The 17391-nt window shown below is 71.3% G+C and carries 15 protein-coding genes; 6 read left to right on the top strand and 9 right to left on the bottom strand.

Features of this window, described 5'->3' with window-relative positions; translation table 11 throughout:
- Positions 1-7: 7 nt before the first annotated feature.
- The gene (locus tag JYK02_RS03420; RefSeq protein ID WP_207048403.1) at positions 8-1339 is read right to left on the bottom strand and encodes a porin; all 1332 of its coding nucleotides are present in this window, start codon (positions 1337-1339) and stop codon (positions 8-10) included.
- Between the two features lie 264 nt (positions 1340-1603).
- Between JYK02_RS03420 and JYK02_RS03415 the strand changes: the two genes are divergently transcribed.
- Both JYK02_RS03415 and JYK02_RS03410 read left to right on the top strand, forming a co-directional pair.
- The gene (locus JYK02_RS03415) at positions 1604-2212 is read left to right on the top strand and encodes a hypothetical protein (RefSeq protein WP_207048402.1); all 609 of its coding nucleotides are present in this window, start codon (positions 1604-1606) and stop codon (positions 2210-2212) included.
- A 169-nt stretch (positions 2213-2381) separates the two neighbouring features.
- On the top strand, positions 2382-3935 hold the full coding sequence (locus JYK02_RS03410) for a M91 family zinc metallopeptidase (RefSeq protein WP_207048401.1): 1554 nt from the start codon (positions 2382-2384) through the stop codon (positions 3933-3935).
- Here the strand turns inward: JYK02_RS03410 and JYK02_RS03405 are convergent.
- The 8 genes from JYK02_RS03405 to JYK02_RS03370 form a co-directional block, all read right to left on the bottom strand.
- Positions 3932-4249, bottom strand: coding sequence for a protealysin inhibitor emfourin (locus JYK02_RS03405; RefSeq protein ID WP_207048400.1), 318 nt, complete (start codon positions 4247-4249; stop codon positions 3932-3934). The two genes, JYK02_RS03410 and JYK02_RS03405, sit on opposite strands and share 4 nt — an antisense overlap.
- A gap of 14 nt (positions 4250-4263) precedes the next feature.
- On the bottom strand, positions 4264-5361 hold the full coding sequence (locus tag JYK02_RS03400) for a M4 family metallopeptidase (RefSeq protein ID WP_431603465.1): 1098 nt from the start codon (positions 5359-5361) through the stop codon (positions 4264-4266).
- Positions 5362-5533: 172 nt separating this feature from the next.
- Entirely contained in the window at positions 5534-5980 is a 447-nt protein-coding gene (locus tag JYK02_RS03395) for a thioesterase family protein (protein WP_207048398.1), read from the bottom strand.
- 29 nt (positions 5981-6009) lie between these two features.
- A complete protein-coding gene (locus JYK02_RS03390; protein ID WP_207048397.1) occupies positions 6010-7317 on the bottom strand; it encodes a hydroxyacid-oxoacid transhydrogenase in 1308 nt (435 codons plus the stop codon).
- A gap of 78 nt (positions 7318-7395) precedes the next feature.
- Entirely contained in the window at positions 7396-9474 is a 2079-nt protein-coding gene (locus JYK02_RS03385) for a hypothetical protein (RefSeq protein ID WP_207048396.1), read from the bottom strand.
- 153 nt (positions 9475-9627) lie between these two features.
- Positions 9628-10764, bottom strand: a complete 1137-nt coding sequence (locus JYK02_RS03380) for an ABC transporter permease (RefSeq protein WP_207048395.1) — start codon at positions 10762-10764, stop codon at positions 9628-9630.
- Positions 10761-11687 (bottom strand): ABC transporter ATP-binding protein, encoded by a 927-nt coding sequence (locus JYK02_RS03375; RefSeq protein WP_207048394.1) that lies wholly within the window; start codon positions 11685-11687, stop codon positions 10761-10763. Before JYK02_RS03375 ends, JYK02_RS03380 begins: the two co-directional genes overlap by 4 nt.
- Positions 11684-12640: an HlyD family secretion protein gene (locus JYK02_RS03370; RefSeq protein WP_207048393.1), complete on the bottom strand. Its 957-nt coding sequence runs from the start codon at positions 12638-12640 to the stop codon at positions 11684-11686. The genes JYK02_RS03375 and JYK02_RS03370 overlap by 4 nt, the downstream gene beginning before the upstream one ends.
- 370 nt (positions 12641-13010) lie before the next feature.
- On the opposite strand from JYK02_RS03370, the gene JYK02_RS03365 reads away from it, so the two are divergent.
- The 4 genes from JYK02_RS03365 (at position 13011) to JYK02_RS03350 (ending at position 17384) form a co-directional block, all read left to right on the top strand.
- Positions 13011-14360, top strand: a complete 1350-nt coding sequence (locus JYK02_RS03365) for a sensor histidine kinase (RefSeq protein ID WP_207048392.1) — start codon at positions 13011-13013, stop codon at positions 14358-14360.
- A 73-nt stretch (positions 14361-14433) separates the two neighbouring features.
- Positions 14434-15798, top strand: coding sequence for a sigma 54-interacting transcriptional regulator (locus tag JYK02_RS03360; protein WP_207048391.1), 1365 nt, complete (start codon positions 14434-14436; stop codon positions 15796-15798).
- A 161-nt stretch (positions 15799-15959) separates the two neighbouring features.
- Positions 15960-16403: a putative immunity protein gene (locus tag JYK02_RS03355; RefSeq protein WP_207048390.1), complete on the top strand. Its 444-nt coding sequence runs from the start codon at positions 15960-15962 to the stop codon at positions 16401-16403.
- Between the two features lie 102 nt (positions 16404-16505).
- Complete coding sequence (locus JYK02_RS03350; protein ID WP_207048389.1) at positions 16506-17384, top strand: hypothetical protein; 879 nt, start codon at positions 16506-16508, stop codon at positions 17382-17384.
- The last annotated feature ends 7 nt before the right edge of the window (positions 17385-17391 follow it).

Below are 17391 nucleotides of genomic sequence, written 5' to 3'. Positions count from 1 at the left end.
CGGGGGCTCAGTAGTTGAACTGGAGCTGGAGGCGCGTGATGTGCCCCTGCTCCTGTTCATACGGGTAGCGAGACGACGTGCGGTCCGCGATGACGTAGGCCGCCGTCAGCTCCAGGGCCTTCCAGAGCTGCCACTCCGCGCCCAGCTCCAGCTCGCGCACGTCGTAGCGGGGGGCGTTGGTCTCGAACTTCTTGCCGCCCTTGTAGAGGGTGCCGCGCACGTAGGGGATGAGCGACACGCCCACCACGCCGTCCAGCTTGTACATGAGCTGCGCGTAGCCGCCCTGGAGGTTGCGGCTGTCGATGAGGAGGGCTTCGTCTCCCGTGCCCAGCGACGGCCCCCGGCCCACGTTGTACTCCGCCTGGAAGCCCAGGGGCTGCGGGTAGATCATCAGGCTGACGATGGCGCGGGCATCCACCAGGTTCCCTCCGCGCGCGAGCGCATAGGCCGCGTCGTCGCGCGGGGACGCGCTCAGGTTGAAGCGGCCGTAGTAGGCGCCGGCGCCGACCTCCACGTACTGCGAGCCGAAGAGGAACGGATAGGTGATGCGCGCGACGGCGTGCGGGCTGTTGTTGCGCTCGGCGCGATTGGCCGTCTGGCCGTTGTAGACGCCCAGGCCCACGACGCCGTAGTCACCGGAGCCCTTGAGGCCGCTGTCGACGAGGTGCTTGAAGCGCTCGCGGATGTGCGCGGGCTCCCAGTAGAAGAACACGCCCAGGTCGCGCTCGTCCTTCAGCGCGCTGTTGATGGCGTCGTTGCGGTCCAGCGCCAGGCGGTTCTGGCTGGACTGGAGGTTCTCGAAGCCGAACGGCACCTTGGACTGGCCCACGCGGAAGCGGAACTCCTTCTTCGTGTCCACGAAGATGTCCGCGTACCAGTCCCGCATGATGGCGACGTTGTACTGGTCCCCGATGACGGAGGCGAAGTCCGGCTGCAGGTAGATGGACACGTGCGGGTGCACGTCCCCGAAGATGACCAGCCGCGCGCGGCGGATGCCGAAGCCGGTGTCCTTGCCCAGGAAGCGGTCGCCCTGGTCGTTGATGAGCGAGTCGTTCACCCGGAAGCTGGGCAGCCGGTTGTAGCGGACCTGCGTGTAGCCCCGGAGGCGGAGGTTCTCGTACCAGGGCTTGTCCTTCTTCTTCTCCTCCTCCGGAGGCGGCGCGGCGGCGGGAGGCACGGGCGCGGGCGCGGGCGGCTCCGCGGGCGGCGGAGCCTCACCCACGGGCGCGGGTTCGGGCGGGGTTTCCTGCGCCAGGGCCAGGGCGGAGGAGGAGCAGAAGAGCGCGGTACCAGCCAGCAGGGCCTGAAGGACGGAGCGGTGGGACGTGGCGAAGGTCATGGGTGCGTGGGCGCCGGGCGGGGAACGGGGAGGGACCCGCCCGGTCCCGATGTGGCGCACCCGTTACCGAATGGAGCAGCCCTCCGCCACACACCGCCCTCTGTTGTTGCCACACCGTTACCGGCGACGCCGTCCTGTCACAGGAACGAGCGCTTCATGTCACACGCCCGTGACATGGCCCCGGCATCACGTCAGCATCCAACGTGGGGGCCAGGGACCGGCGGGCGCCCGTGAACGCAGCGCTGTCGAAGGACTGTTGCCCCCATGAGCCATCCGCTTCCGCTGGAGCCCGCGAGCCTCGTCGCGCTGCGGCCGGCGCCCGCCACCCTCGCACCGGGGGTGGAGCCACCGTGGCCGCCGCCCGTCCTGCGCGTGGAGCCGAAGCTGCCGGAGGCCTACGCGCGGACCTCGAACGACCTGATGTTCGGGCTGCTCGCCCTGGGGCTCGGGGCCCTGGCCTACACGCAAGGCCACCCCGTGGTCGGCGTGGGCATTGGCCTCTGCGGCCTGGCGGCGGTGCTCAACGCCGCGCGCCTCCTGGGAAGAGAGGGCGCGGAGCACCAGCGTCAGCGGCATCTCCAGGCCGAACACCTTCGCCGCGCCCGGTTGACCTGGGCGCGGGTGGAGCAGGCGGCCATCGTCGGCTCGGTCCACCGCAAGGGGATGGTCACGGGCCATGAGCTCGCGCTGGACGTCGTTCCCTGGCACGCGGCGGGCCCCACCGCACGCGTCTCCCTGCGGGTGACGGTCTCCATCGGAACCGCCGGGCATGTCGTGCCCGGTGCGTACCTGGGAGTCCTGTCCGATCCCCAAGAGCCCTGGGCGGTCCCCCAGTGCGTGCTCACCCTGGACGGGGCCCAGCTTCCCCTCTGAGCCCACCCTTCCGGGCAAGTCGTTTCGCGGGGTTGGGCCTGAATCCGGAGGGCCCAGGCAACCGGCGTCACGCTTCCGCGACAATCCCCTTCGGGCGGCATTCCTCCGCTCCCCGGCCGCCGTCCGCCGGGCCCGCACCGGGCGTGCCCGTCACCCGGCGAGAAGCGACATGACCTCCATCGGAAAGCCCGGTTCGCGTCCCACCCCGTCCTCCGTGAGCGCGCAGCCCGTGAAGGCGCCCGCCCCGGCGAAGCCCAACGCGGTGCAGACCGCCGTGGCCCAGCGGATGAAGGACGGCTTTGACGCGGGCCCCCGCACGGGCGCCGCTTCCCGGCCGCCGCTCTCCGCGGAGACCCGCGCCACCCCGCGCGCCGGTGAGGGTGCGGCGGGCGCCGGAGCCACCCTCGGGTCCGCCGTGGGCAAGGCGGCGGGCAAGGCCGCGGGCGGCATCGGTGAGGCGCTGGGCAAGCTCGCGGGCCGCATTGGCAGCGCCCTCGCCGGGCCGCAGGTGAGCACGAACGCGCAGGGCCGCACGGTGGTGGACCTGGGCACGGGCAACAACACCGCGACGGTGTCGCAGAACAAGGACGGCGGGCTCACCATCAAGTCCGGCAGCGACACGGTGACGCTCACCGCCGAGCAGGCCAAGGGCGCCATCATCAACGGCGGTGACGGCAACGACTCCATCACCCTGGACGCCAGCGTCACGCAGGACCTCACGCTGGACGGCGGCGCGGGCGACGACAAGCTCACCGGCGGCAAGGGCAACGACACGCTCGTCGGCGGCGCGGGCAACGACACCATCATCGGCGGCGAGGGCAAGGACACGCTCCAGGGCCAGGACGGCGACGACTACCTGGAGGGCGGCGCGGGCGATGACCGCATCCTGGGCGGCGAGGGCCGCGACGTCCTCTACGGCCTGGACGGCAACGACTACGTGTCCGGCGGCAATGGCCGGGACTACATCGACGGCGGCGCGGGCAACGACCGGGCCTACGGCGGCGACGGGGATGATCAGGTCATCGGCGGGCGCGGCAACGACACGCTGAGCGGCGGGCGCGGCAACGACGCGGTGGCGGGCGGCGAAGGCGCCGACAAGGTGTCGGGCGGCACGGGCACCGACAAGCTCTACGTCGAGGAGAATGAGACGACCGCCGACGCGGAGAAGGCCGAGCGCGAAATCGTCGACATGACGGACGCGGACCAGCGCGGCCGCTCGGTGACGGTGTCGGGCAGCGCGGAGTTCCAGGCGCGCGTGCAGTCGGACCTGGACGCGATGCGCTCGCTGCCCTCGGGCCAGGAACTGCTGCGCACGCTGGACGACAGCGGGCACACGACGACCATCCAGCAGACGTCCAGCGGCAACTCCGCGGCCGCGCAGAACAAGGACGACGCCTGGCTCAACACCGACGGCACGAAGAACAAGGGCACCAACGGCACGGTGAACTACAACACCACGCGCATCTCGCTGGGCACCGAGGACTGGCAGAACCGCCCGCCCGTCGTCGGCCTCTTCCACGAGCTGGTGCACGCCTCGGACTACGCCAACGGCACGCTGGCGCGCGGGGAGAAGGACGGCGTGAACAACCGCGAGACGTCCGCGGTGGGCCTGCCCATCGACCTGGACCAGGACCCGTCCACGCCGGACGTGGTGCAGGGCGGCCGCCCCGGGGAGAACGTCCTCCGCGACGACCTGAACCTGCCCACCCGGCCGCACTACTAGGCGCTGCCCCGCGCGGCCTGCTGGATGAGGTCCAGCAGGGAGCGCAGGTGCGGCTCCTTCACCGGCTCCAGCAACTGGACCGAGTGCCGCCGTCCCCCGTCGTCCTCGATGGTGACGGTGTAGCGCGTCCGGTCCGCGCCCGCGGTGGGGCTGCCCCCCACGACGGCGGGCTGCTCGAAGAAGCGGGCCTCCCGCACCTCCCGCTGGAGTGCCTCCGCCGTGGCGGGAGGCAGGGCCGCGAGGTCCACCGTGCGGGGCCTGGCGAGGCCCGGGAAGAAGGCGATGCCCCCTTCCCGCTTGAGCTCGATTCGCATTCCCGGCTCCCGCCCTAGTGCTTGCGCTGGGCCGGCTGCGCGGCCTGCTTCTGCATCTGCGGCGTCCAGGCTGGCTGGCCTGCCCGCTCCTTGGAGACCTTGATGCCCACCTGGTTCCAGGCGTCGCGCACGATCTGCTCCTCGTCGCCGCTGCCGTAGAGCCGGACGGCCGCCGTCACGGTGAGCCGGGCGAACGAGAGGAACGAGGCGTTGGGCTTCAGCCGGGAGTCGCGCAGCGTCTCCAGCCAGATGAGGCCGGCCTTCTCCCACGCGAAGCCCTTCAGATTGGTGGCCGCGATGCAGAAGACCTTGTTGGGGATGCCGGAGTTGATGTGCACGCCGCCGTTGTCCTCCCACGTGTTCACGAAGTCCTTCATGTGGGCCGGCTGCGGGTCCTTGCCGAGCACCGGATCATCGAACGCGGTGCCAGGGTCCTTCATGGAGCGCAGGGCCTTGCCCTGGACGCGGTCCGTGAGGAGCCCCGCGCCAATGAGCCAGTCGGCCTGCTCCGCCGTCTGGTTCAACAGGCGCTGCTTCACCAATGAGCCGAAGACGTCGGACAGGTGCTCGTTGAGCGCGCCCGCCTGGGAGAAGTAGGCAAGAGGGCCCTCGTGCTCCGTCACGCCGTGGGCCAGCTCGTGCCCGATGACGTCCACCGAGATGGTGAAGCGGTTGAACAGATCGCCGTCGCCGTCGCCGAACACCATGCGCTCGCCGTCCCAGAAGGCATTGTCGTAGCCGCTGCCATAGTGGACGTGCGCGTTCAGCGGCATGCCATTGCCGTCAATGGAGTTGCGCCCGAAGACCTCCCAGTAGAGGTCGTAGGTGCCGCCCAGGCCGACGTAGGCCTCGTCGCATGCCGCGTCGCCGGTGTCCTCATCCCCCTCCTTGCGGACCACCATTCCCGGAAGGGCCTCGGAGTTCTTCACGTCGTAGATGGTGCGGAGCTTCTGGCTCTCCACGACCATGGGGCCGGGGATCATGCGCTTCGCTGCCTGGGGCGCGCCACTGCTCGAGAGGCGGATGGCGCGCAAGGTGGTGTCAACGGACAGGGTCCGCAGGGCCCGGGTGCGCTGCTGCGGGGAGCCGTTCTGCGCGATCCTGCGGTTCACGTACGGCGGCAGGATGCAGTGGTGGGAATGCCAGAGTCTGGAGTTGCAACACATCACCCATCTCCTTCTTGAAAGGGTTCAAGAAGACGATGGGGATGACGGCAAGCCGGAATCGGCACGCGGAACGGCAGGGGCTCCCCGGTCGCCCGGGAACCCTTGCGGTGCCTCGCGCTCAGGCCTGCTCGCGTGGCGTCAGGACCAGACGGGCCAGGGCTTCACGCAGCCGCTCGGGCATGGCCACGGCCTTTCGCGTCTGGCGGTCCACGAAGACGTGCACGAAGTGGCCGTGCGCCGCCGCCTGCTCGTCCCCCTCCTTGAAGATGGCGATGCCGTAGGTGACCGAGCGCTGGCCCAGCTTGTCCACGCGCAGGCCCGCCCGCAGGGGGTCCGGGTACGCGAGCGGCGCGCGGTAGGCGCACTTCGACTCCACCACCAGCCCGATGACCGAGCCCGTGTGGATGTCCAGGCCGCCCTCGTGGACGAGGTAGTGGTTCGCGACGGTGTCGAAGTAGCTGTAGTACGTGACGTTGTTGATGTGGCCGTACACGTCGTTGTCCATCCACCGCGTGGTGATGGGCAGGAAGTAGCGGTAGCGGTCGGCCGTCTCTGCGTCGGACACGGGAGGGTCCTTGTCGGTGCGGGTTCGGGTTACCAGTAGCGCAGCGCCTGGCGGAACAGCTCCGTGAGCACGGGCCGGGTCATCTCCCGGGGCGCGTTCTGGAGCAGTCGCTGCTGCGGGAAGGCGCCCTCCGTGAGGGCATCCACGTCCGCGTCGGTATAGCCCACGCCCTCCAGGCCGTTGGGCACGCCCACCGCCCGCATGAGCTGGACGACGCGGCCCGCGAGCACCTCGCCCGCGTCCCGGCTGTCCGCGCCGCGCACGTCCGCGCCCAGGAAGCCCGCGGCCTCCAGGTGGCGCTCGGGGTGCGCGGCGGCCGTGTAGCGGAACACCGCCGGGGCGTTGACGATGACGGCCATGCCGTGCGGCACCAGCGGCTCGTCCTGCGGATAGCCGGACGGCCGGAAGTCGCGCACCCGCCCCGCCACCGCGTAGGCCATGCCGTGCGGCGCGTGCACGCCCGCGTTGCCGAACGCGATGCCCGCGAGCGTGGCGGCCCACATGAGCTGCTCGCGGGCCTCCGTGTCCCCGGCGTCCTTCACGCCGCGCTCCAGGTACAGGCCCATCAGGCGCAGGGCCTCGCGGCAGCCCAGGTCGCTCCACGGGTTGGCGCCCTGGCTCATCGGCCGGAGGCTGGGGCGCGCGGGGGCGGGACGGTGGACGAAGGGCCGCGCCGTATAGGACTCCAGCGCGTGCGACAGCACGTCCAGCCCGCTGGCCGCGACGACCTCCGCGGGCAGGGTCGCGGTGCAGTCCGGGTCGATGAGCGCCTCGGTGGGCCGCAGCGCGGGTGACGCGATGCCCGTCTTCGCGGACAGCGACAGCAGGTCGAAGATGGTGATGCCCGTCACCTCGCTGCCCGTCCCGGACGTGGTGGGGCAGGCGATGTGCGGCTGGAGGGGCCCGGGCACCGCCCTGCCCTCCCCCACCGGCGCGTTCACGTAGGCGAGGAAGTCCGCCGGGTGCGTGGCGTAGAGGTTCGCCGCCTTGCAGGTGTCGATGACCGAGCCGCCGCCCAGGGACACGTAGCCGTCCGGCCGGGCCTCCGTGGCGAAGCGTGCCGCCTCCAGGAAGGACTGGTCCGTGGGCTCGACGTGCACGTCCGTGAAGACGACGACGTCCAGCCCGGCGGCGAGCAGCGACTGGCGCACCTTCTGGAAGTGGGGCAGCCGCGCCACGCGCGCGTCGGAGAACAGCGCCACCCGCTTCATCCCCAGCGCCCGCGCCCGGTCGCCCACTTCCGCCAGGCAGCCCGGACCGAAGGTGATGCGCGAGGTGTCCACCGTGAAGGCGCTGTCGCAGCCTTCCTTCACGGCGGGGTAGTGACAGCAGCCCATGCGCCCTCCCAGGCAAGACGTGTCCCGCCCCAATCTACAGGGCGGGAGCACGCTGGAGGCCAGGGCGAAGGGCCGGTGTCAGGGTTTGTGCAGGACCGCCGTGTCCCCCACCATCCACAGCTCCGAGGACGAAGGCGCCCACACGCCCCGCAGGACGCGGCGGGTGCCGGTGGTCTCCGCGGTCCACTTGCCGTTGTCGAAGCGCAGCAGCGTGCCGTTGTCGCCCACCGCCCAGACCTCGGTGGCGGAGCGGCCAAACAGCCCGTTGAGCTGGGACGACGTGCCGCTGACCACGGGCAGCCAGAGCGTGCCGTTGTAGCGCAGCAGTGTGCCCCCCTCGCCGGCGGCCCAGATGTCCGTCGGGCTGCTGCCCCACACGGCCTTCAGCGACACCTTCACGCCGGAGTCCAGGGCGGTCCAGGCGGCGCCGTCCCAGCGCATGATGGTGCCGGCGTCGCCCACCGCGATGGCCAGCGAGGGTCCCTGCACCCAGACGGCGTTGAGCGCCGCGCTGGCCCCCGTGGGCATCCGCGTCCAGGTGGTGCCGTCGGAGTGGATGGCCTCGCCGCCCTTGCCCACCACCCAGATGTCCGTCGCCGACGCGCCGTGGATGGCGTACAGCTCCAGCGATTCCGAATTGAACTCCTCGTTGAAGCGAGTCCCGTCGAACCGGAGGATGCGGCGGAAGAACGACGTCGTCACCCAGACCGCCGTCGGGGAGGCCGCGTACACGCCCGACACGTTGTCGGAGGTGAAGGACGCCAGCGCGGGCTCCAGCCAGCCGCCACCGTTCCAGTGCAGCACGCGGCCCGTGTCCGCCACCACCCACACGTCCGAGGGCCCCGTGCCATGGACGGCCCGCGCCGCGCCCAGCGTGCGCAGCGGCGCCTTGCGGGTCCACGCCTGCCCGGTCCACTTCTGCACCTGTCCGCCCGGACCGAAGGACCACACGTCGTCAGGCCCGCTGCCGGCGAGGGCGCCCACGGCGTCCTCGTCCGTGTCCGTCCACTTCGTGCCGTTCCAGACGTAGCCGAAGTCCTCTCCGCCCGTCAGCACCAGCGAGGGTGACGCGGCGTACACGGAGAACAGCTGATCCGACGAGCGCAGCGACTGCTCGACGCCCGCGGGCGTGGTGCGGAACACCTGACCGAAGTCGTCGCAGAAGATGCACGGGTCGTCGGAGGCGACGGTCCAGACGTCGTTCGGGCCGGTGCCCGTCACCTCGTGGAAGTCGATGTCCGTCGTGCCCGCGTCGATGCTGGAGACCGCGTTGCCGTCGTACCGGCGCAGCGTGCCGGCCTGTCCCACCATCCAGACATCCGAAGGCCCGCTGGCCCACACGCCGTCGAGGTCCTTCGTCGTGGACACGTCCACGCCCTGGAAGCCGCTGCCCTTGTCGCGCCGCACGGTGCCGCCCGCGCCCACGGCCCAGACGTCGCTCGGGCCGGTGGCCCACACGGACCGCAGGTCGCGCGTCGTCCCGGAGCTCACGGAGGAGAAGGCCCCGCCCGTCGTGGAGTGCAGCAGGGTGCCGCCCGTGCCCACCGTCCACACGTCCGTCGGCGTGACGGCATACACGTCGCGCAGCGGCGCCAGCGTGCCGCTGGCCACGCGCGTCCACCGCGTTCCGTCCCAGTGCTGGATGAAGCCGTCCTCGCCCACCGCCCAGCCGTCATCGGGGGCGCGGAAGTGCGCGCCCTTGAAGCTGTAGCCGTGGGGCAGCGGGTACTCCCAGCACCAGCCGTCGCTGCACTCGCGGTTGGCGGCGGGGATGCCGCAGGTCTTCTCCACGCCGCGCCCGCCGCACACCTCCGGCGCCGTGCAGGTTCCGCAGCTGATGGTGCCACCGCACTCATCCGGTTCGGTGCCGCACTCGGCTCCGGCGCTGCATTCCTTCTTCTGCGCGGTGCATCCACAGACATTCGCCTGGCCACCGCCGCCACAGGAGGAGGCCCCCGAGCAGGTGCCGCATTCGAGCGGCTGGCCACAGCCATCCGTCGCCTCGCCACAGTTGAAGCCCTGCGACTCGCAGGTCCGGGGAACGCACTCGTCGTCGCCACAGCCGGCAGTGAAGGCCGCCACGACCAGCAGCGCGAGTGAGAGGGTCAGGCGCGAAGTCCGCACCGCACCTGCCGCGAAGGAGTTGTCACGGGACATGGGCATCTCCAGACCGGACGCGGGCGTGAAACCCGCGAAACCACGTGGGGCGTGGCTCCAGTGCGGAGAAGGTTGCAATCAGCGGTCCGATTGGATCGCCGGGGGCCCCCGCACCTTCACTTTCGCGGCATGCGTCATGTTCGACGTGGGGCGTCAATCCAGGGTGGTGCGTGAACGCGCGAGCGCCGCGCCCGCCACCGCGAGCACGAACAGCCCCAGCGCGAGCAGGTCGTTCCCCATGTCCGCGAGCACCTGGTCCTTGAGCAGCGCGCCCCGGACGATGCGCAGGAAGTGCGTCACCGGGATGATTTCGCCCAGCACCCGCGCCCACGGCGGCAGCCCCAGGAAGGGGAACGCGAAGCCGGAGAGGAAGATGGACGGCAGCATGTAGAACATGGACATCTGCATCGCCTGCAACTGGCTGCGCGCCACGGTGGAGATGAGGTAGCCCAGCGACAGGTTGCCCACGATGAACAGCACGATGCCGCACGCCAATGCCAGCCATCCCGCGGGCGTGCGCGCCATGGGCACCGAGAACAACCCCCGCGCCATGCCCAGCACGACGACGGTCTGCACCAGGCCCACGACGACGTACGGCGTGAGCTTGCCCACCATGATCTCCGCGGGTGTGGCGGGCGTGGACAGGAGCGTCTCCATGGTGCCGCGCTCGCGCTCGCGGGTGACGGCCATGGCGGTCATCATCACCAGCGTCATGGACAGGATGATGCCCAAGAGGCCCGGCACGATGTGGAACGGCGAGCGGCTCTCCGGGTTGTAGCGCCGGTGCACCACCACCTCGAACGCGGGCGCGGTGGACCGGGGCGGCCCCAGCCCCAACCGTTCGTTCCGGAGCGCCTCCGCGGGCAGCACGCTCACCGCGGCCAGCGCCCCCGCGGCGGCCTGCGGGTCGGACGCGTCCGCCTCCGCGAGGATCTGCGCGCGCTCCCCCTTGAGCACGCGCCGGGTGAAGTCCGGCGGGATGGTGATGCCCAGCATGACCTGTCCCCGGCGGATGAGCTGATCCAGCTCCTCGTCGGAGCGCGGCAGGTAGCGCACGTCCACGTAGCCCGTGCGCTCCAGCGCGGACACGACGGAGTCCGCCAGGGTGCTGGTGTCGTGGGACAGCACCGCGGCGGGCAGGTGCTTGGGGTCCATGTTGATGGCGTAGCCGAAGATGAGCAGCTGCATCACCGGCATGACGAGGATCATCGCGTACGTGATGCGGTCGCGCCGCAGCTGCGTGAACTCCTTGAGCAGCACGGCCAGGATGCGCGGAAGCGGGCCCGTCATGACGTGTACCGTTCGTCGCGCTCGCGACCCATGAGCTGGATGAAGACGTCCTCCAGGGAGGGCGTCACCTCGCTCCACCGGAAGGGCTCCTTGCGCCACGGAGCGAGCGCGGCCTCCAGGGCCTCCCGCTTCAGCCCGCTGACGTGCACGGCGGCGCCGAACGCGGAGGCGCTGAGCACGCCGTCCGCCCGGGCCAGCAGGTGCGCCGCGCGGTCGATGCCCGGGCCCTCGCCCAGGAACGTCACCAGCCCGGAGTCGCGGATGAGCGTGTCCGCCGTGCCCCGGGCGATGAGGCGCCCATAGAGGATGTAGCCGATGTCGTGACAGCGCTCGGCTTCGTCCATGTAGTGCGTGGACACCAGCACCGTGAGGCCGTCCGCGGCGAGCGTGTGGATTTCGTCCCAGAACTCGCGGCGGGCCTTGGGGTCCACGCCCGCGGTGGGCTCGTCCAGGAGCAGCAGCCGGGGCGAGTGCAGCGTCGCGGCGGCCAGGGCCAGGCGCTGCTTCCAGCCTCCGGAGAGCGCGCCCGCCAGCTGCCGCCGCCGGTCGAAGAGGCCCAGCCGGTGGAGCGTGTCCGCCACCCGCTCGCGCCGCTGCTCCAGGCCGTGGACGCGCGCGACGAAGGCGAGGTTCTCCTCCAGCGTCATGTCCTCGTAGAGGGAGAACTTCTGCGTCATGTAGCCCGTCTGGCGCTTGATGGCGTCGCCCCGGGCGCGGAAGTCCATGCCCAGCACGGTGCCCTCGCCGCTGTCCGGAGTGAGCAGCCCGCACAACAGCCGCAGCGTCGTCGTCTTGCCGGAGCCGTTGGGCCCCAGGAACCCGGTGATGCGCCCGGTGTCCACGGCGATGGAGACGTCCCGCACGACATGCCGGTCGCCGAAGGACTTGTTGAGCCCGCGCACGTCGATGGCCCGCGCGTTCATCGGTCCGCCTCCACGGGCGCGTGCTGGAGGGGCGTCACGTCGATGGGCTGTCCTGGCAACAGGCGCGTGGGCGCGGAGGGCACGGCCTCCACCAGGAACACCAGCTTCTGCCGCGTCTCCAGGCTGTAGATGATGGGCGGCGTGTATTCAGGGCGCGAGGCGACGTAGTCCACGCGCGCCGTCATCCCGGTGTCGCAGCCGTCGCAGGCGATGTTCACGGTGGTGCCAGGAGGGAAGGACGCCACCCGCCCCTGCGGCACGTAGAAGCGCACCTTCAGCTTCGCGTCCGGGATGATGCTGACGACGGGGGCGTTGGGCATGGCCCACTCGCCCTGCTGGAAGAGGACGTCCTCCACGCGGCCCGCCACGGGGGACACGGGCGCCAGCTCCACGACCTGCTGCTCCGCGGCGGTGACGCCCGCGCGGCCGCTGGCCAGCTGCGCGCGGACGACCTCCAGCTGCGCGCCCGCCGCCACCACGTCCGTGCGGGCCGCGTCGCGCTGGGCATGGGCGCGGGTCGCGGTGGCGCGCAGCAGGTCCAACTGCTGGGGCGTCACTGCGCCCTCCATCGCCTTCTGCACGGCGACCAGGCGGGCCAGCTCCGCGTCCGCGCGCTCCACCTCCGCCTGCGCGGCGGCGAGCGAGGCACGGGCACGGGCCACGTCCGACTGGCGCGCGAGGAGCTGGGCTTCCGTCTGCCCCACCTGCGCCCGCGCCTGATCCGCGCGTGCCGTCATCGACGTGGGCTCCATGCGGAACAGCGGCGTGCCGGGCTCCACGCGCTGTCCGCGTGCCACCGCGACGGACGCCACCATGCCCGCCACCGGGGAGGACAGGTAGACGTTGTCGCTGACGACGTAGCCGGTGAAGCGTGGCGGCGGTTCCGGGGCCGGCCTCCGCAGCCAGAGGATGCCGCTGGCGATGACGGCGACCAGGAGGGCCCCCGCGACCATGCCGCGCTTCGAGTGTTTCGACTTCCTGCCCGGTCCCGACACCCCAGCCTCCTGGCGCGGCCCATGCCGCGAATGAAGCGCCCCCGGAGCGCGGCGGCTCCACGCTACGCCTGCCCGTCCCGGGGAGTCCGCGTCCGGCGCACGGGGCCGTCCTGGCCCTGTGTGCTGGCGTCACCTTGAGCACCGGACGTGCCAGCACTGAACGCGAGGGGATCCCTCGGGGGCAGGGCCGTCGCTGTTCGGATTTCCGGCGCCGGACGCCGGGACGCCGAACAGGAGGCGGCGGAGGAAGAGGCGCCCCAGGGCACACGGGCTGGGGCATCCGCCTTGCTTGGGCATAGGGTAGCGCCACGGTCCAGGAGGACGCGCCTTGCATTCCCCAACCCAGCCCACGGCCGCCGGAGTCGAGCAGGTCCAGCGCGAGGCGTTCTCGCGGCTGTTCCAGCAGGTGACGAAGGTGCTGTCGTTCCTCAGTCCCCTGCCGGTGGTGCTGGTGTCGCTGGGGCTCATCGGGGACACGTCCGCGTGGCGCCGGTGGTGCGTGGCGCTCACGTTGGCGATTGTCCTGGTGGGGCTGGGCATCGTCGCCGCGTGGAGGCGTCAGCCGGTGGTGTCCGATGCGCCGGGCCGGCTGTTGCCGCTGGTGGCCTTCCCCCTGTTCACGGTGGTGAACCTGTCGCTGGGAGGACTGGAGAGCCCACTCATCCCGCTGGTGCTGCCGGTGTCGCTGGCCACGGCCATCCTCTTCCCGCCGCCAAGGGCCCGCAGGTGGGCGGGCTACCTGCTGGCGCTGGTGGGCGTGCAGGCGGCGGTGACGCTGACGGGCGCGGTGGAGGACCTGGTGCCCTCGCTGTTCGGCGGCGGTCCGCGCGCGGGGCACACCAACGCGCTGCTCCTGATGATGCTCGCGGTGATGGTGTTCCTCGTCATGTGGACGAACTTCGTGGGCACGAACCTGCGGCGCACGTTCCGGGGCATGGTGCGCACGGCGCTGGACGCGCGGGATGAAGCGCTGAAGGCGCACGAGGAGCGGGTGCGCTCGCTCACGACGCTGTCGGGAGAGATTGCCCACGAGCTGAAGAACCCGCTGGCGAGCGTGAAGGGCCTGGCGGCGATGATCGCGCGCGAGGTGGAGGGACGGCCCGCGGAGCGGCTGGCGGTGCTGCGCCGGGAGGTGGACCGGATGCAGGAGATCCTGGAGGGGTTCCTCAACTTCTCCCGGCCGCTGCTCCCGTTGAACGAAGCGCACGTGCCACTGGATGGCTTGTGCCGGCAGGTGGCGGAGCTGCACGAAGGCATGGCGGGAGAGCGCGGCGTGGCGCTGAGGGTCACGGAGGGACCGCCCGTCGAAGCCTGGTGCGACGCGCGCAAGGTGCGGCAGGTGTTGATCGACGTGGTGCAGAACGCACTGGACGCCGCGCCAAGGGGCACCACGGTGGAGCTCCAGGCCTGGACGCAGCCAGGAGGCGGAGGCCGCGTCGAGGTGCGCGACCGGGGCCCCGGGCTCGCGGAGGAGGTGCGGGAGCGCGTCTTCGAGCCAGGCATCACCACGAAGCCCCACGGCTCCGGCCTGGGGCTCGCATTGTCGCGAGCGCTGATGCGTCAGCATGGCGGGGAGCTGAGCCTGCGCGCACGCGACGGCGGAGGCTGCGTGGCGGAACTGCTCCTGCCGGCCGCATCCCTGATGGCCGAAGCGCCGCGAAAGGAGGCCCTGCCGTGAAGTCTCGTGTGATGCAGGCGGGTGGCCCCGCCGCGAAGCCGCTCGTGAATGCCTGTCGAACGGAGGCCTTGTCGTGAAGGCACGCGTGCTGGTGGCGGATGACGACGCGGGCGTGCGCTACACGCTGCGTGGCCTTCTGGAAGACGACGGGCTCGCCGTGGAGGAAGCCGTGGACGGAGAGGCCGCCCTCGCTCGCCTGGAGGCGGAGCCTCCCGTGGACCTGGTGCTCAGCGACCTGCGCATGCCGCGTGTGGATGGCATGGAGCTGCTGCGCCGCGTCCGTGCGCTCCCGCATGCGCCCCGCGTCATCCTCATCACCGCGCACGGCTCGGAGCGCCATGCGGTGGAGGCCATGAAGCTCGGCGCGCTGGACTACTTCCGCAAGCCGTTCGACGTGGACGACGTGCTGGCCGTGGTGCGCCGTGCGCTCGGGATGGTCCGGCTGGAGGCGGAGAACGAGCGGCTGTCCGGCGAAGTGAACCTGCTGCGCTCGCTGGTCTTCGTGTCGCCGTCCATGGCCCGCCTGGCCCTGCTCATCCAGCGCGTGGGCCCGCGTGACGTCACCGTGCTCATCACCGGTGAGAGCGGCACTGGCAAGGAGCGCGTCGCCGAAGCCCTGGTGCGCGCCTCCCCGCGCGCGGACAAGCCCTACGTGCGCTTCAACTGCGCAGCCCTCACACCGGAGCTCGCGGAGGCGGAGCTCTTCGGCCACTCAAGGGGCGCCTTCACCGGAGCCGTGCGCGCCCGGCCCGGCCTCTTCCGCGAGGCTTCCGGAGGCACCCTGCTCCTGGACGAAGTGGGAGAGCTCGCCCTGCCCCTCCAGGCGAAGCTCCTGCGCGTCCTGCAAGAGGGCGAGGTGCGGCCCGTGGGCGAGGACCGCGCCTTCCCCGTGGACGTCCGCGTGCTGGCCGCCACCCACCGCGACCTTCCCCAGCGCGTGGCGGAGGGCCGCTTCCGCGAGGACCTGTACTACCGACTCAAGGTCGTGACGCTCCAGGTGCCCCCGCTGCGAAGCCGCCCGGAGGACATCGCAGCGCTCGCGAAGCATTTCCTCGCCCGCCACACCGAGCGCTTCCGCATGCCGCCAGTGGCGCTCACGCCCGCGCTCCTGGAACGCCTCACGGCCCACCCCTGGCCCGGCAATGTGCGCGAGTTGGAGAACGCCCTGGAGAGCGCCGTGGTGCTGTCTCCCGACGGCACGCTGGACCTGGAGCTGCTGCCCGGCGGAGGCCCCAGCACGCCCCTGCCCCCATCCACCGGCGCCACCCTGCGAGAGAAGCTGGACGCGCACGAGCGGGAGCTCATCCTCGCGGCGCTCGCGGCATCCAAGGGCCAGCGCACGGAGGCCGCGAAGGCGCTGGGCATCGGCCGTGCCACGCTGCACGACAAGCTCCGCAAGCACGGCCTCCTGAACGAAGACGACGAGCCGGAGCGCTGACGGCGTACGGCTCCGGCGCCCCCCGCCGCGGGGTTCCCTGGCGAGAACTCCGGAAGTCCCCTCCCGGACGCATGGCGTGGATCCAGCAGCGCCCGCGTTGACCTGTCCGCCAGGAATGACAGAGAACTCACGAGGAGCATGACGCCGGAAGGAGCGGGGGCATGGAGTTCGGCAAATCCGACCACGAGGCCCTGGCCCGCTGGGCCGCTGACTGCGCCGAGCACGTGCTCCCCTTCTTCGAACAGAAGTTCCCGGAGGACCTCCGTCCCCGCCGGGCCCTCGAGGCCGCTCGGGCCTGGGCACAGGGAGCACTGGCGATGAGCGAGGCACGCGCCGCCGCCTTCGCCGCGCACGCCGCCGCCCACGATGCCACCGCGCACGCCGCCGCCTGCGCCGCCGCCCGTGCCGCGGGTCACGCCGCCGCCACCGCCCACGTCGTCACCCATGCACCGCACGCCGCCACCTACGCGGCCACCGCCGCGGCCCACGGCGCCGCCGAAGCCACCGACGTCGCGGAAGTCACCGCCCGCGAGCGCGAGTGGCAACGGCAACAACTCCCGGAGCACCTCCACGCGCTGGCGTTTCCGGCGCGCACCAACCGCTGAACGCACTGGGGGTGCGCGACGCAACCCGGCCATGACACCTGGCGGGCACTGCCACGCCCTGCCGTTTGACAAAGCGGGTAAAATCAGATTTCCATTTTTATCATGAACTTCAAATATCCGGTGCTGTGCTCGGTGGTGATGGCCTCCCTCGCCTGTGGCGGCGAAGCGTTCGAGGAGGACACGGTCGCGGCGGAGGACCTGGCCACCACGCGGCAGGCGGCCTTCTCCGGTGTGAACGGCACGGTGTGCGAGGAGAGCCCGTACAACTGCAAGCTGCGGCCCTCGGGCGGCAACCGCGTGCAGACCAACGACACGAGCGACGACGACTCGTGGGGCATCACCGTGGGCGTGCCCATCCGTGACGGCAACGGCACCATCATGGGCACGTCCACCCGGACGCGCTCCCTCTTCAACTACGGCCAGACGCGCACCTTCGCCGGGGAACTGCACGCGTTCGCCACGTCGACGTCCAACTCCAGCGCGGGCTGGCTGCCCATGTCCGCCATCCTGGGGCGCACCTCCTTCGAGGAGAAGGTCGGCCACGTCTCCGCGCTGAGCTCCGGGCTGAGCAAGATGGCGTGCTACGCCGTGCGCAACTCGCACGACACCACGCTGGAGTTCAAGAAGGTGGTCTACGACAGCACGGCGGTGCACGAGCGCGCTGGTGACTACCTGCCGCTGGTGCGCGCCAACGGCCTGCGCTCGGTGAACCTCGCCTTCAACGTGCCGGGCTTCGGCCTGGGCGGCGTGGCGGTGGACCACTTCCCCGCGGGCACGAAGTTCCAGCGCCTGGACGTGCCGACGAACTCGGGCGCGCCCTCCATCGACATCCCGCTCTGGGTGCAGGACAGCGTGGGCCGCTACCGCCAGCAGTCGGGAACCATGAAGTTCATCTACGGCTACGTCATCGCCGCCACCGGCACCCGCCGCAACGGCTGGATGGCGTACGACGCGCTCGAGGTCAGCTCCGGCTGCCCCTGACAGCAGA

The organism is Corallococcus macrosporus (genome assembly GCF_017302985.1).
GTDB lineage: Bacteria > Myxococcota > Myxococcia > Myxococcales > Myxococcaceae > Corallococcus > Corallococcus macrosporus_A.
Note: the sequence above shows the minus strand (reverse complement) of the source record. Positions and strands in the feature narration are given on the sequence as shown.